The organism is Mesorhizobium sp. W067, assembly GCF_054719525.1.
Genome location: NZ_JBTTII010000001.1, coordinates 5,038,296 through 5,050,157 on the forward strand (window position 1 = coordinate 5,038,296; position 11,862 = coordinate 5,050,157).

The window sequence follows — 11,862 nt, forward strand, 5'->3', positions numbered from 1 at the left end:
TCCGGGTGGGGGTCTGGCGCCGCACCCCCACCCCGCTGCTTCGCAGCGACCCTCCCCACAAGGGGGAGGGTGAACAAGAGACCGGAGCTAAAACTTGAAAGCCAAACTGGGCATGTCCCCCATTGCGTGGTGGAACGACGATCTTGCCGAACTCAGCGACGACGTCTCGCTGGAAGAGTGCCTGCGCCACTCGCGCTCGGCCGGCTTCACCGGCATGGAAATGGGCCGCCGCTTTCCCAATGACCCCGAAATCATGCTGCCTATCCTGAAAAAGGCCGACGTGACGCTGTGCGGCGGCTGGTTCTCCGGCACGCTGGTCGATGAGGACATGGGCAAGAACAAGGATCGCATCCAGCCGATGATCGACCTGTTCAAGGCGGTGAATGCGCCTTGCATCGTCTATGGCGAGGTCGGCCGCTCGATCCAGGGCGATCGCTCCAGGCCTCTCGCCACCAAGCCGAAATTGTCGAACGACGAGATGAGAGCCTATGCCAGGCGCCTCACCGAATTCGGCGAATGGTGCGCCGAGCAAGGCATGCCGCTGTCCTATCACCATCACATGGCGGCAGTGGTCGAGACTGAGCCGGAGCTCGATGCCTTCATGCGCCATTCCGGCGAAGGCATTCCGTTGCTGCTCGATGCAGGGCATCTCGCCTTTGCCGGCGGCGACGTGCTGCGCGCCATCGACAACCACCACAAGCGGATCAGCCATGTCCATGTGAAGGATGTGCGCATGGGCGTGATCGACGGGCTCGACCGCACAAAGCAGTCCTTTCTCGACGCCGTGGCGCTCGGTGCCTTCACGGTGCCTGGCGACGGTTCGCTCGATTTCGGCGCCATCGTGCAGCGCTTCGCCGACCACGGCTATGAAGGCTGGTTCGTCGTCGAGGCCGAGCAGGACCCGAAAAAGAACCCGCCGCTGAAGATGGCCCACGTGGGTTACAAGGAATTGATGCGGGTGATGACGGCGGCCGGCTACACGGTCGAGACGCAAGGCTTTCCCAATGCGTAAGCCGGTCCGATGAAGGATTACGAGCACCCGTTCTTCCGGCCGCTGTGGCGGCGCGTTGCCGTCGTCGCCGTCTGCGTGATCTGGGCCGGAATAGAATTCGCCTCCGGCACCCCGTTCTGGGGCATCATTGCGCTCGGCTTTGCCGCCTACGCCGTCTGGCAGTTCTTCTATCTTTACAAGCCGGTGGAGGAGAGCAAGGCTACGCCTGATCGACCGAAGACCGGCGAAGCGAAGGCGGACGCCGAACCGAAGGAATGAAGCGGCCGTGGCTCGGAAGGGCTTGCGGGTCGGACACTCGACACCTGGCGTATCGCCTACGTCGGTGATTGGCCGGAATGTCCCTCGCTTCGTCATCCTAGGGTCTTCGCGACGGAGCTTCGCTCTAGGATGACGAAGTTGAGAGGCCGACCTCGAAGACTTGCGATAGGAGACAAAACATGTCGAAACTGCTCGTCAAAGCCGACAAGGGCCATGGCCGCGTCGCGCATGTCACGCCCAACAGCGCCGGATGGACCTATGTCGGCTTCGACCTGCACCGGCTGAAGCCGGGCGAGACCGCATCCGGCAAGACGCAGGATCGCGAAGTCTGCCTGGTGTTCGTCACCGGCAAGGGCACGGCAAAGGCCGGCGGCCGGGAACTCGGCCTGCTCGGCGAGCGCATGTCGCCCTTCGATGGCAAGCCGTGGTCGGTTTATATCCCCGAGGGTTCGGACTGGTCGGTCACCGCCGACACCGATCTCGAACTCGCGGTCTGCTCGGCGCCGGGCCTGGGCGGCGGCTTGCCCGTTCGCGTCATCGCACCCCACGACCTCGGCCAGGAGACTCGGGGCAAAGGCACCAACACGCGCTACGTCACCAACATATTGCCCGAGGGCAAGCCCGCCGACTCGCTGCTGGTCGTCGAGGTCATCACGCCCGGCGGCCACACATCGAGCTACCCGCCGCACAAGCACGACCAGGACAATCTGCCGGCCGAATCCTATCTTGAGGAAACCTACTACCACCGCCTCAACCCGCCGCAGGGTTTTGCCTTCCAGCGCGTCTACACCGACGCCGACAAGACCGGCGCCCGCGAGCTGGACGAAGCCATGGCGATCGAGGACGGCGATGTTGTGCTGGTGCCCAAGGGCTATCACCCCTGCGCCGCCTGCCACGGCTACGACCTCTATTATCTTAACGTCATGGCCGGGCCGAAGCGGACGTGGAAGTTCCACAACGCGCCCGAGCACGAGTGGCTGATGAAGGCCTGATCGGCCTACGCTTGCGGCGGAAGCTGTTGGTCCAGCAGCGAAAAATCGTCGGCTAACGACCATGGGGTCGATTTGCCTTCGAAAACCCGCATAAGCTTCGTCAATCCGTCATGGAAATCACCTATGGCAGCGGGCTGACGAGGATTTTTTTCGATGCGCTACGCCATCTATTTCACCCCAAGGCAGGACGAGCCGTTGGCCCGGATTGCCGCCAACTGGCTGGGCCGCGACCCCTTTGGCGCCGCCACAAGGCCGGTCGAGGCGGTGGGCGAGCTGTCGGCGGCCGAAGTCGCCTTTCACACCGCATCGGCGCGGCGCTACGGTTTTCATGCGACGCTGAAAGCGCCCTTCCGGTTGGCCGCCAACGAAACCGAAAGCTCGCTGCGCGCGGCGCTGGACGCCTTTGCCGAAGCAACGCCGACGGTCACCATCCCGCGCCTGGTCGTCAGCCAGATCGATGGTTTCTTCGCTTTGCTGCCGGAAGGCCCGCTGCCGCCGCTCAACCGTTTCGCTGATGATGTCGTGCTTAGCTTCGACCGTTTTCGCGGGCCGCTCACCGAAGCGGAAATCGAACGGCGCAGCCCGGATTCGCTGAAGCCGGCCGAGTTCCGCAATCTCTGTCAGTGGGGCTACCCCTACGTGTTCGAGACCTTTCGCTTCCACATGACACTGTCCGGCCGGGCCGGGCCGCAGGAAAGCCAACGTCTGCGCGCGGCAATTGACAGCCTGTTCGCCGATGTGCTGCAGCAGCCGGTGCTGGTGGATGCGCTGACGCTGTTCGTCGAAACCGAACCGGGCGCTCCGTTCATGGTGCTTTCGCATCATGCGCTCGGCCGCCGCGCTGCCCGAAAAACCGCTAACCGCAATTCGTCCGAGTAAGCAAGGACTGCCTGAATGACCGCCGAAACCGTTCTCCACAACGCCCGCATCGTGCTTGCCGACGAGATCGTCGAAGGGTCGCTCGTGCTGCGCGACGGTTTTATCTGCGGCGTCGACGCCGGCACCGGCCAAATCGGCGGGAATATGGCTGGCGAGGACATGGGCGGCGACTACATTATTCCCGGTCTGGTCGAGCTCCACACCGACCATCTCGAAGGCCACTATGCGCCGCGCCCGAAAGTGCGCTGGAACCCGATCGCCGCCGTCCTTGCCCATGACGCGCAGGTGGCCACCGCCGGCATCACCACCGTGCTCGACGCTTTGCGTGTCGGCATGGACGAGGACGCGGATATTACCTCCGACGACATCCGCAAGCTCGCCGGCGCGATCGAGGACAGCGTCGCGAAAGACCGGTTGCGGGCCGACCATTTCCTGCACCTGCGCTGCGAGGTCTCGGCGCCGGATTGCTTGCGGGCTTTCGCCAATTTCGATGGCGACGAGCGGGTCAAGCTGGCCTCGCTGATGGACCATGCGCCGGGACAGCGTCAGTTCGTCAATCTCGAGACCTACGCCCATTACTATCAGCGCAAGCTGAAATTGACCGATCGCGACTTCCAATTGTTCTGCGAAAAGCGGATGTCGGAATCGGCGAAGAATTCGGGACCGAACCGGGTGGCGATATCAGCCGCCTGCAACGAGCGGGGCATTGTGCTGGCGAGCCATGACGACGCCACATCAGGCCATGTCGACGAGGCGATCGAGCAGGGCGTGCGCGTCGCGGAATTCCCGACCACGCTGGAAGCCGCCAAGGCCTCGAAGGATGCCGGGCTCGGCGTACTGATGGGCGCGCCCAACGTCATGCGCGGCTCCTCGCATTCGGGCAATGTCTCGGCCCGCACGCTGGCCGGCGACGGCCTGCTCGACATATTGTCGTCCGACTACATTCCCTTCAGCCTGATCCAGTCGGCCTTCTTCCTCGGCGACGTCGTCGAGGGCATTTCCCTGCCGCAGGCGGTTGCGATGGTGTCGAAGAATCCGGCCGAGGCGATCGGCCTCAACGACCGCGGCGTCATCGAACAGGGCCGCCGCGCCGATCTGGTGCGTGTGCGCGTCGACGACCATGTGCCGGTCGTGCGCACTGTCTGGCGCCAAGGGCGCCGGGTCGCCTGATGGTCTCGGCGTCGATCGAGCGCGAACTCAGCAGCGAGGCCTTTCCGCTCCGCAACGGCGTGTTTGTCGCCGTCGTCGGCCCGAGCGGCGCCGGCAAGGATGCGGTAATCGGCTATGCCCGCACCTTGTTTGCCGACGAGACGAGGCTGGAGTTCGTCCGCCGGGTCATCACCAGGCCGAGCGACGCCGCAAGCGAGGATCACGACACGCTGGCCGACGCCGCCTTTGCCGAGGCCCAGGCCGACGGCGCTTTCGCCATTTCCTGGGAGGCGCACGGCCTGCGCTATGGCATCCCGGCCGATGTCGACTGGTCGATAGCCAATGGCCATGTCGCCGTGGCCAATGTCTCGCGCGCAGTCATCCCGGTGCTGCGGGAGCGCTATGCCAATCTGGCTGTCGTCGAGATCACCGCTTCGCCGGAAATCCTCGCCGAGCGTCTCGCCCAGCGCGGCCGCGAATCGCGCGGCGAAGTGCTGGCTCGGCTCGCCCGCAGCGCCAATGTCGCTTTGTCCGGACCCGGTGTCACCTCCATCGACAACGGCGGCCAGCGCGAAGCCGCCGGAGAACGCTTCGCCGAGGTGCTGCGCAAGGCGATGGCCTTCTCGGATATCTCCGGCGTGATGTAGCGCTACTCGGCCGCGACAGTCTTGCGGCTGGCATCGAGCATCAGCCGCCTTGCGCGGAACACGCCCCATTGCTGGTCGACCAGCACGCCAATCAGGATCACGCCGCCCATCACCGCGAAGTTGAGCGAGGACGGGATGCCGAGCAGATTGACCAGGTTCTGCAACTCCTGCAGCAGCACGGTGCCCAGGATGACGCCAACCAGCGAGCCTTCGCCGCCGCGCAGCGAGAAGCCGCCGAGCACGGCGGCGGCAATGGCGTAGAGTTCGTAGAACTGGCCGTGGCTGGCCGGCGAGATCGAGCGCGTGTACATGGCGAAATAGATCGCCGACAGCGCCGTCAGAACGCCGCAGATGACATAGGCGGCCATCACGACGCGGCCGGTGCGGATGCCCGAATATTTAGCCGCCTCTTCGTTCTTGCCGATGGCATAGAGGTAGCGTCCGAACACCGAGCGGTGCAGCACCACCCACATGACGATCGAAATGACGATCAGTGCGATGAAACTGTTGGGCACGCCATAGCTGCGGCCCGCGGTGAGGAATTCGAGCTCGGGAAAATTCTGGCCGAAGGCGAAGCCGGCGGTGCCGTCGGCGGTATAGAAACGGGCGACCCCGCGATAGATCAAAAGGCCGCACAGCGTCACCACGAAGGGCTGCAATTTCAGCCTTGTGATCAGCCAGCCATGCGCCAGCCCGATGATGCCGCCCAGCACCAGGATCAGCGGCAGCGCCAGCGGCCATGGCATGTCGCGCACAGCGATGAAATCGATGAACAGCGTGCCGAGCAGCGCCACCAGCGACCCCACCGACAATTCGATGCCGCCCGTGATGATGACGAAGGCCTGGCCGATGGCGAGGATCCCGAACAGGCCGATCAGGTTCGAGGTGTTGGCGAGGTTGATCGGCAAAAGGAAGCGCGGGTTGATGGCGGTCACCACGGCGCCGACCACCAGGATCAGGATCAGCAGGCCGAGATCTTTTTTGCTCATCGTCTTCTCCCCAATGCGCCGGACCGGCAATCGCCTGAAGCCCGCTAGTTTGCCGGCTTGCCGACCGCCAGCAACAGCACGTTTTCCTGGCTGAATTGTTCCTTGTCGAGAATGCCCGAGATCTGGCCCTCATGCATGACGGCGATGCGGTCGGACACGCCGATCACCTCTTCCATGTCGCTGGAGATCATCAGCACGGCGACGCCGGCATCGGCCAAGGCTCGCATCAGCCCGTAAATCTCGGCCTTGGCGCCGATATCGATGCCGCGCGTCGGCTCATCGAGGATCATCACCTTCGGGTTCATCGCCAGCCATTTGCCCAGCACCACCTTCTGCTGGTTGCCGCCCGACAGCGTGCCGGTTCGCGTCTGCACCGACGGCGCTTTGATGCCGAGATTCGTCTTCTGCTTCTCTGCGGTGGCGGCCTCGGAGCTTGCCGACACCAGTCTACGCTTCGCATGCGCCGGCAGGTTGGGCAGCGAGATGTTCTGCGCGATCGACAGGTCAAGCAAAATGCCGGTCAGCTTGCGGTCTTCCGGAACCAGGAAAATGCCATGCGCGACCGCATCGGCCGCCGAACCCAGTACAAGCGGCTTGCCGCCGAGTTCGAGCCCACCGCCAAGCGTGCTGTCGATGCCGAAGAACACCCGCGCCAGTTCGGTGCGGCCGGAGCCGACAAGGCCGGCGAGGCCGAGGATTTCACCGCGCCTGATGTCGAGGTCGACCGGCCGGGCAGGGTAGGCGGGGGTGCGGATGGCTTTGGCCGAGAGAGCCGTGGCGCCCGGCGCCCGCGCCGCCTCGGAGGCCTTCTCGCGCTCCTTCAGCATGCGGCCGATCATCAGCTTGACCATCTGGTCGTGGTTGATGGCGCTCTTCGGCAAGGTGCCGGCCAGCATGCCGTCGCGCAGCACCACGACGCGGTCGGCGACGCGCTCGACCTCATGCAGCCGGTGCGAAATGAAGATGACGCTGATGCCATCGGCCTTCAGCGCCTTGATGACGTCGAGCAGCTTGTCGGTTTCGGCAAGCGGCAGGCTCGATGTCGGCTCGTCGAGGATGACCAGCCGTGCCTTGATCGACAGCGCCTTGGCGATCTCGACCATCTGCTGCTGGGCAAGCGACAGCGAGGCAACCGGCGTATCGGCGGAAAAGTTGGCGCCGACACGCTTCAGCAGCGGCGCCACCATTTCGCGCAGCTTGGCGCGGTCGACCAATCTCAGCGGCCCGCCGCGCAACGGCTCGCGGCCGAAGAAGATATTGGCGGCAACATCGAGGTTTTCGAACAGATTGAGTTCCTGGTGGACGAAGGCGATGCCCGACCCCAGGCTGCCTTCGACGGTGAGCCCGTCATGCGCAACGCCGTCGACGGTGATGGCGCCGCTGTCCGGCCTGGTGACGCCGCCGAGGATCTTCATCAAGGTCGACTTGCCGGCGCCGTTTTCGCCGACCAAGCCGATCACCTCTCCCGGCCTGACCTCCATGGAAAAACCATCCAGCGCCACCACGCCCGGATAGGTCTTGCGCACGTTCTCGAGGCCGAGGAACGGGGTGGTTGCGACGATGGATGGGTCGGAATAATTCATCACGCCATATTTGATCAGGCTTGCCAGCAGCCGGTGGGCTACAGACTGACGGGCCTTGGCCGGCCCGTCAACACGATCGCCGGCTCAAGGCGAACCCTGAGCCGGCGCAACTGCTCGTGGTCTCAGTTTCCGGACATCGCCTTTAGATTGGCGGCATAGGTGTCGACATCGTCCTTACCGATGATCTTGGTCGGGATGATGATCAGGCCGCCTTCCGGAATGCCTGATTTGTCGCCCTTGAGATAGGCGGCCATCAGCTTCATGCCCTGATAGGCCCATTCGAAGGGCTGCTGCACGACGGTCGCCGCCACGGTGCCTTCCTTGACGCCGCCCAGCGTGATCGGATCGTCATCGAAGCCGACGACGGTGATCGAGCCGAGCTTGCCGGCGTCGCGCAGCGCTTCATAGATGCGCGGCGTGTTGTAGGAATAGAAGCCGACCATGCAGGTGATGTCGGGGCTGGCGACCAGCGCGTCCTCGACATTCTTCTTGGCGCGCGCCTGGTCGATGTCGTCGCCGCGCACGTCCACCAGTTCGATCTTGCTGCCGGCGAGGCCGTCCTTCATGCCCTGGATGCGTTCCTTGGCATTGTCGGCGCCGAGCAGCCCGACGAAGCCGAGGCACTTGCCGCCGTCCGGCATCGCTTTCTTGGCGATCTCGGCCGCCTGCTTGCCGGCGTCGACATTGGACGAGCCGATATAGGCAACGCGCTTGGTCTGCGGGGCATCGGAGTCGGTGGTGAACAGCGCCGTTTCCGACGCGATCTTGTTCAGGCCGTCGGTCGAGGTCTTGGGATCGACGGCCGAGACCATGATGCCCTTGACGCCGGCGGTCACCAGATCGTCCATCAGCCGCTGCTGGATGGCGACCGAGGACTGCTCGGGATATTTGAGTTCGAGATTGTAGTCGGGCAATTCGGCCTGCGCCTTCTTGACGCCGGCTTCGGCGGCCTTCCAGAAATCGGAAGCGCCGTTGACGACGAAGGCCAGCGTCGGCTTGTCGTCGGCGCGCGCAATGGCTGTCGCGGTCAGGCCAAGCAGCAGGGCTGCGGTGGCCACGGATGCATGTCGTATCAAGGATTTCATGTTCAACCTCCCGTTTTGGCTCAGTCGTCGGACTGAACCGATCTTGCATTCACTGACTTGCCGCTCGCGATTTGGACGCCCTCCTCCTCAGGGGTTCCCGGCGCTGAAGAATGGCGTCGTCGGTCGCGATCACGGACTTTAGAGACTCATCCCGTGCTCGTAAATAGTCTGATTTGTCTGACATATCACATGTCCGAGACCAAGCTTGCGGAGGCAAACCCCGCTCGCCATCGGGCCATTCACGTGCACTTCTCGCCGCACGGGTCCCACCTGACCGGACACGGCGGATTGACGTTACAGCGTCGTTTTGTATTAGTAAACACTATTAGCAGAGGTCTCGCGCGGACACTCGGCGGTGGCCCTAGGTCTAGTTTGCCCGAACAGGTGCAGCACGGCTTCGCGCAAGCAGATGCCTTGCAGTCCTTGAATTTCACGCAGCCCGCAGCGGCATGGCGGGGAACTTCAAAACTGCTAATAAAGATAATCGCCTTCGACTATTTCCATTGGTCGACGGCGCGACACCATCTTGTCGGTGTGGCAGGCTTGCGACTAGACAGGCTGGGGATTGGGACGCAATGCCATGAGCGAGACGAGGGATCCGGACGACACGGCGAAGCGGCGCAAGGCGCCGGCGAGAGCTGCCAAGGGCGGCCGCGTCACCATGACCGACATTGCCAGGGCAGCCGGTTGCTCGCAGGCGACCGTCTCTTTCGTGCTCAACGATTCGCCCGGCATCCGGCTGTCGCAGCAGACGCGCGAGCGGGTGATCGACGCCGCGCGTGCGCTCGGCTACGCAGCACCCGCCTTCTCGGCGCTGCGCAAAGCTGTTGCCGCCTTCGATGGACTTGACGGTGTCATCGGTTTCGCTGTCGACCAGCTGGCGACAAGCCCGGAAGCCGTTGTCGCCATCGAGGGCGCGCGCCAGGCATCGTGGAACGCCGGCAATGTGTTGCTCGTGGCGCAGACCATGGGCGACGCCGTCATGGAGCCGCGCGCCATTACGGCGCTCACCAGGCGCGGCATCTCGGCGCTGGTCTACATGACCATCTTCACCCGCGAGATCACGGCACCGGACTTCCTCTACGGCCTCGACATCCCGGTCATCCTGCTCAACTGCTACACGGCCGATTATGCCTTCCCGGCCGTGGTGCCGTCCGAGATCGCCGGCGGCCAGAACTCGACCCGGCATCTGATCGGCCACGGCCACCGCCGCATCGCCACCATCACCGGCGAGCCGTGGATGCAGGCCGCGCAGGACCGCCTCAAAGGCTACCGCAGGGCGCTCGCCACCGCCGACATCCCGTTCGATCCCGAACTGGTGGTCGAGGGCGACTGGTCGGCGAGCGCCGGCTACGCGGCGACCGTGAAGCTTTTGGCGCTGAAAGAGCGTCCGACCGCTATCTTCTGCCAGAACGACCGCACGGCCATCGGCTGTTACGAAGCGCTGAAGGAGGCGGGCCTGCACATCCCGCAGGACATCTCCGTCGTCGGCTATGACGACGAGGAGATCGCCCGCCATCTGTTCCCGCCGCTGACGACATCGATCCTGCCGCACATGGCGATGGGCCAATGGGCGATCGAACAGCTCGAAGTGCCGCCGCCTGCCGGCCGCGGCCGCTATCCCATCACCAAGCTGGAATGCCCGCTGGTCGAGCGGGAGTCGGTGGCAGCTGTGGCTGGATAAAGCTGAACCAATCCATCCCGATGCAAATCGGGATGGGTCTGTTTGGTGGTTGCGCCTCAGGGCAGGGACTATCCGGGAACGTGCCGCGGTTAGAACCGCAAGACGACAAAGGAGCGCCTGCGATAGCAGCGCCGGCGCAGCCGGCCATGCCGCCAGAACGTGCGGCAGTGCCGTCTCCAGACATGCCGCCTGTGGTGGCGACGATGGTGCCATCGCCGATGCGAGATCTGCTCAACATCGCCAGCGCCTTCGTCGTCATCAAACGAATTGGCATCCTGCTTGTCGAGTTCATCGAGAATGCCGTTACCGACATTGGGAACCCCGGCCACGGCCTCGAGAGGCCGAACCGCGGTAGCAAGCGCCGCGGCCCCCGCAACGCCAAACAATGCTGTCAAGAATGATCGCCGATCCATCAAAACCTCCATCAGCAAGACAAGGCTAACATGACGAGCCTAACACAATGCAGCTAGAGCGGGTGATACAAAAGGCCAGAGGCGAATCTTCGAGCCGGCCCAAACGGGTGACCGGACGGACGGTAGAGGTCAGATTAAGGCCGCAACCGGGCGGCGCGCTTCCTTCGGCTCGGTGACCAAGCCATGCAGAATGCCGCCGATGAAAGCGCACAGCCTGACCGGTTCCGCCTTTCCGCGAAACGCTGAACCGCTCGGCAAAGCTCGCTCCCTAAGAATGCCCGCCACCTTGCGGCATTGGGGCTGGCTGAGAGACTGATGCCCCACGGCACATGCGATGTTGCGGTACTCAGCGCCGCGCCAATATCCGGCAGAGCTCCTTCAGGTCCCGGTCGTAGGTGCCCTTGCCGCTGAGCACGCTGGCGCAGCGTTTCTTCATCTTGGCGATCTGGCCGGCCGACATGGCGCTGATGGCAACCACCGCCGGTCGCGTCGGCACCGCCGGCGTGTTGGGATCCCGAGGGCTGGTGGGCGCGGTCGGTGCGCCAATGCCGACCCCGACCCCGGCCGTCACCCCATTGCCCACCCCGACACCGGCGCCGACCCCGACACCGCTGCCGACGGTTGCGCCGACCCCGACCCCGACGCCCGTGCCCACCGATGCGCCGACGCCGGCCGCAACGCCGCTGGTGCCGCCAACCGTAGCGCCGACACTGGCGGTGGTGCCGCTGGTGCCGCCGACCGTTGCGCCGACATTGGCGCCCTTGCTGCCGCCGACCGAGACGCCGACGCCAAGCCCGCCGCCACTGCCGCCGACCGAGACGCCCACCCCACCGCTGCCGCCGATGCCCACACTGAGCCCGCCCGCGCCAGCCGGAAAGCACAAAGCCACGGCAACAGCGCCACCGGCCAAGGCCTTTGTTAAACTTTTAAAGAAATCCATAATGACGCTCCCCGTGTTGGTTGCCTGGACGCAGGTTGAACAGCATCCGTTACCAATATGATTACGCGAGTGTAGCGTTTTTAGTTTCTGCAAGAATAGGTAGTATTGGGAATCGTTGTTATGGCTTCTTGCGGCGACCGGAATATATATTTTGGAATTGGCGGAAAAAATCGAGGATTTGCGGTTAGACTCGGAACCTTAGACAGGCAGGACGAGTGCTCGCATGCGGGA

Annotated in this window: 12 protein-coding genes; 8 read left to right on the plus strand and 4 right to left on the minus strand. The window is 64.0% G+C overall.

Features of this window, described 5'->3' with window-relative positions:
• The first annotated feature begins 94 nt into the window (after positions 1-94).
• The 6 genes from iolE (at position 95) to phnN (ending at position 4,937) form a co-directional block, all read left to right on the plus strand.
• Positions 95-1,012, plus strand: a complete 918-nt coding sequence (gene iolE / locus ACYG97_RS24700) for a myo-inosose-2 dehydratase (RefSeq protein ID WP_023732711.1) — start codon at positions 95-97, stop codon at positions 1,010-1,012.
• A gap of 9 nt (positions 1,013-1,021) precedes the next feature.
• On the plus strand, positions 1,022-1,270 hold the full coding sequence (locus ACYG97_RS24705; protein ID WP_023694642.1) for a hypothetical protein: 249 nt from the start codon (positions 1,022-1,024) through the stop codon (positions 1,268-1,270).
• Positions 1,271-1,449: 179 nt separating this feature from the next.
• The gene (gene iolB / locus ACYG97_RS24710) at positions 1,450-2,262 is read left to right on the plus strand and encodes a 5-deoxy-glucuronate isomerase (RefSeq protein WP_023732710.1); all 813 of its coding nucleotides are present in this window, start codon (positions 1,450-1,452) and stop codon (positions 2,260-2,262) included.
• Positions 2,263-2,415: 153 nt separating this feature from the next.
• On the plus strand, positions 2,416-3,141 hold the full coding sequence (locus ACYG97_RS24715) for a DUF1045 domain-containing protein (protein WP_023732709.1): 726 nt from the start codon (positions 2,416-2,418) through the stop codon (positions 3,139-3,141).
• A gap of 15 nt (positions 3,142-3,156) precedes the next feature.
• Positions 3,157-4,311 carry an alpha-D-ribose 1-methylphosphonate 5-triphosphate diphosphatase gene (locus ACYG97_RS24720; RefSeq protein WP_023732708.1) on the plus strand — a complete coding sequence of 385 codons (1,155 nt, stop codon included), beginning with the start codon at positions 3,157-3,159 and terminating at the stop codon, positions 4,309-4,311.
• Complete coding sequence (phnN, locus tag ACYG97_RS24725; RefSeq protein ID WP_023732707.1) at positions 4,308-4,937, plus strand: phosphonate metabolism protein/1,5-bisphosphokinase (PRPP-forming) PhnN; 630 nt, start codon at positions 4,308-4,310, stop codon at positions 4,935-4,937. The genes ACYG97_RS24720 and phnN overlap by 4 nt, the downstream gene beginning before the upstream one ends.
• 2 nt (positions 4,938-4,939) lie before the next feature.
• On the opposite strand, the gene ACYG97_RS24730 is transcribed toward phnN, so the two are convergent.
• The 3 genes from ACYG97_RS24730 to ACYG97_RS24740 all read right to left on the minus strand — a co-directional run bounded on the left by ACYG97_RS24730 (position 4,940) and on the right by ACYG97_RS24740 (position 8,594).
• The gene (locus ACYG97_RS24730) at positions 4,940-5,926 is read right to left on the minus strand and encodes an ABC transporter permease (protein WP_023672350.1); all 987 of its coding nucleotides are present in this window, start codon (positions 5,924-5,926) and stop codon (positions 4,940-4,942) included.
• A gap of 44 nt (positions 5,927-5,970) precedes the next feature.
• Positions 5,971-7,509 (minus strand): sugar ABC transporter ATP-binding protein, encoded by a 1,539-nt coding sequence (locus ACYG97_RS24735; protein WP_352520620.1) that lies wholly within the window; start codon positions 7,507-7,509, stop codon positions 5,971-5,973.
• A gap of 122 nt (positions 7,510-7,631) precedes the next feature.
• Positions 7,632-8,594 (minus strand): sugar-binding protein, encoded by a 963-nt coding sequence (locus tag ACYG97_RS24740; protein WP_023672352.1) that lies wholly within the window; start codon positions 8,592-8,594, stop codon positions 7,632-7,634.
• Between the two features lie 580 nt (positions 8,595-9,174).
• Here ACYG97_RS24740 and ACYG97_RS24745 point away from each other — a divergent pair.
• Together ACYG97_RS24745 and ACYG97_RS24750 are read left to right on the plus strand one after the other, a co-directional pair.
• Positions 9,175-10,278 carry a LacI family DNA-binding transcriptional regulator gene (locus tag ACYG97_RS24745; protein WP_031261963.1) on the plus strand — a complete coding sequence of 368 codons (1,104 nt, stop codon included), beginning with the start codon at positions 9,175-9,177 and terminating at the stop codon, positions 10,276-10,278.
• Positions 10,279-10,481: 203 nt separating this feature from the next.
• Positions 10,482-10,679 carry a hypothetical protein gene (locus ACYG97_RS24750; RefSeq protein ID WP_460221612.1) on the plus strand — a complete coding sequence of 66 codons (198 nt, stop codon included), beginning with the start codon at positions 10,482-10,484 and terminating at the stop codon, positions 10,677-10,679.
• A gap of 358 nt (positions 10,680-11,037) precedes the next feature.
• Here the strand turns inward: ACYG97_RS24750 and ACYG97_RS24755 are convergent, their stop codons facing one another.
• Positions 11,038-11,631, minus strand: coding sequence for a hypothetical protein (locus ACYG97_RS24755; protein WP_286461242.1), 594 nt, complete (start codon positions 11,629-11,631; stop codon positions 11,038-11,040).
• Between the last annotated feature and the right edge of the window lie 231 nt (positions 11,632-11,862).

What these genes read in the sequence shown, in the direction of transcription:
- ACYG97_RS24705 (WP_023694642.1), top strand. Translation starts at nt 1,022, where the DNA reads ATGAAGGATTACGAGCACCCGTTCTTCCGGCCGCTGTGGCGGCGCGTT.
- iolB (WP_023732710.1), top strand. Translation starts at nt 1,450, where the DNA reads ATGTCGAAACTGCTCGTCAAAGCCGACAAGGGCCATGGCCGCGTCGCG.
- ACYG97_RS24715 (WP_023732709.1), top strand. Translation starts at nt 2,416, where the DNA reads ATGCGCTACGCCATCTATTTCACCCCAAGGCAGGACGAGCCGTTGGCC.
- ACYG97_RS24720 (WP_023732708.1), top strand. Translation starts at nt 3,157, where the DNA reads ATGACCGCCGAAACCGTTCTCCACAACGCCCGCATCGTGCTTGCCGAC.
- ACYG97_RS24730 (WP_023672350.1), bottom strand. Translation starts at nt 5,926, where the DNA reads ATGAGCAAAAAAGATCTCGGCCTGCTGATCCTGATCCTGGTGGTCGGC.
- ACYG97_RS24735 (WP_352520620.1), bottom strand. Translation starts at nt 7,509, where the DNA reads ATGAATTATTCCGACCCATCCATCGTCGCAACCACCCCGTTCCTCGGC.
- ACYG97_RS24740 (WP_023672352.1), bottom strand. Translation starts at nt 8,594, where the DNA reads ATGAAATCCTTGATACGACATGCATCCGTGGCCACCGCAGCCCTGCTG.
- ACYG97_RS24745 (WP_031261963.1), top strand. Translation starts at nt 9,175, where the DNA reads ATGAGCGAGACGAGGGATCCGGACGACACGGCGAAGCGGCGCAAGGCG.
- ACYG97_RS24750 (WP_460221612.1), top strand. Translation starts at nt 10,482, where the DNA reads ATGGTGCCATCGCCGATGCGAGATCTGCTCAACATCGCCAGCGCCTTC.
- ACYG97_RS24755 (WP_286461242.1), bottom strand. Translation starts at nt 11,631, where the DNA reads ATGGATTTCTTTAAAAGTTTAACAAAGGCCTTGGCCGGTGGCGCTGTT.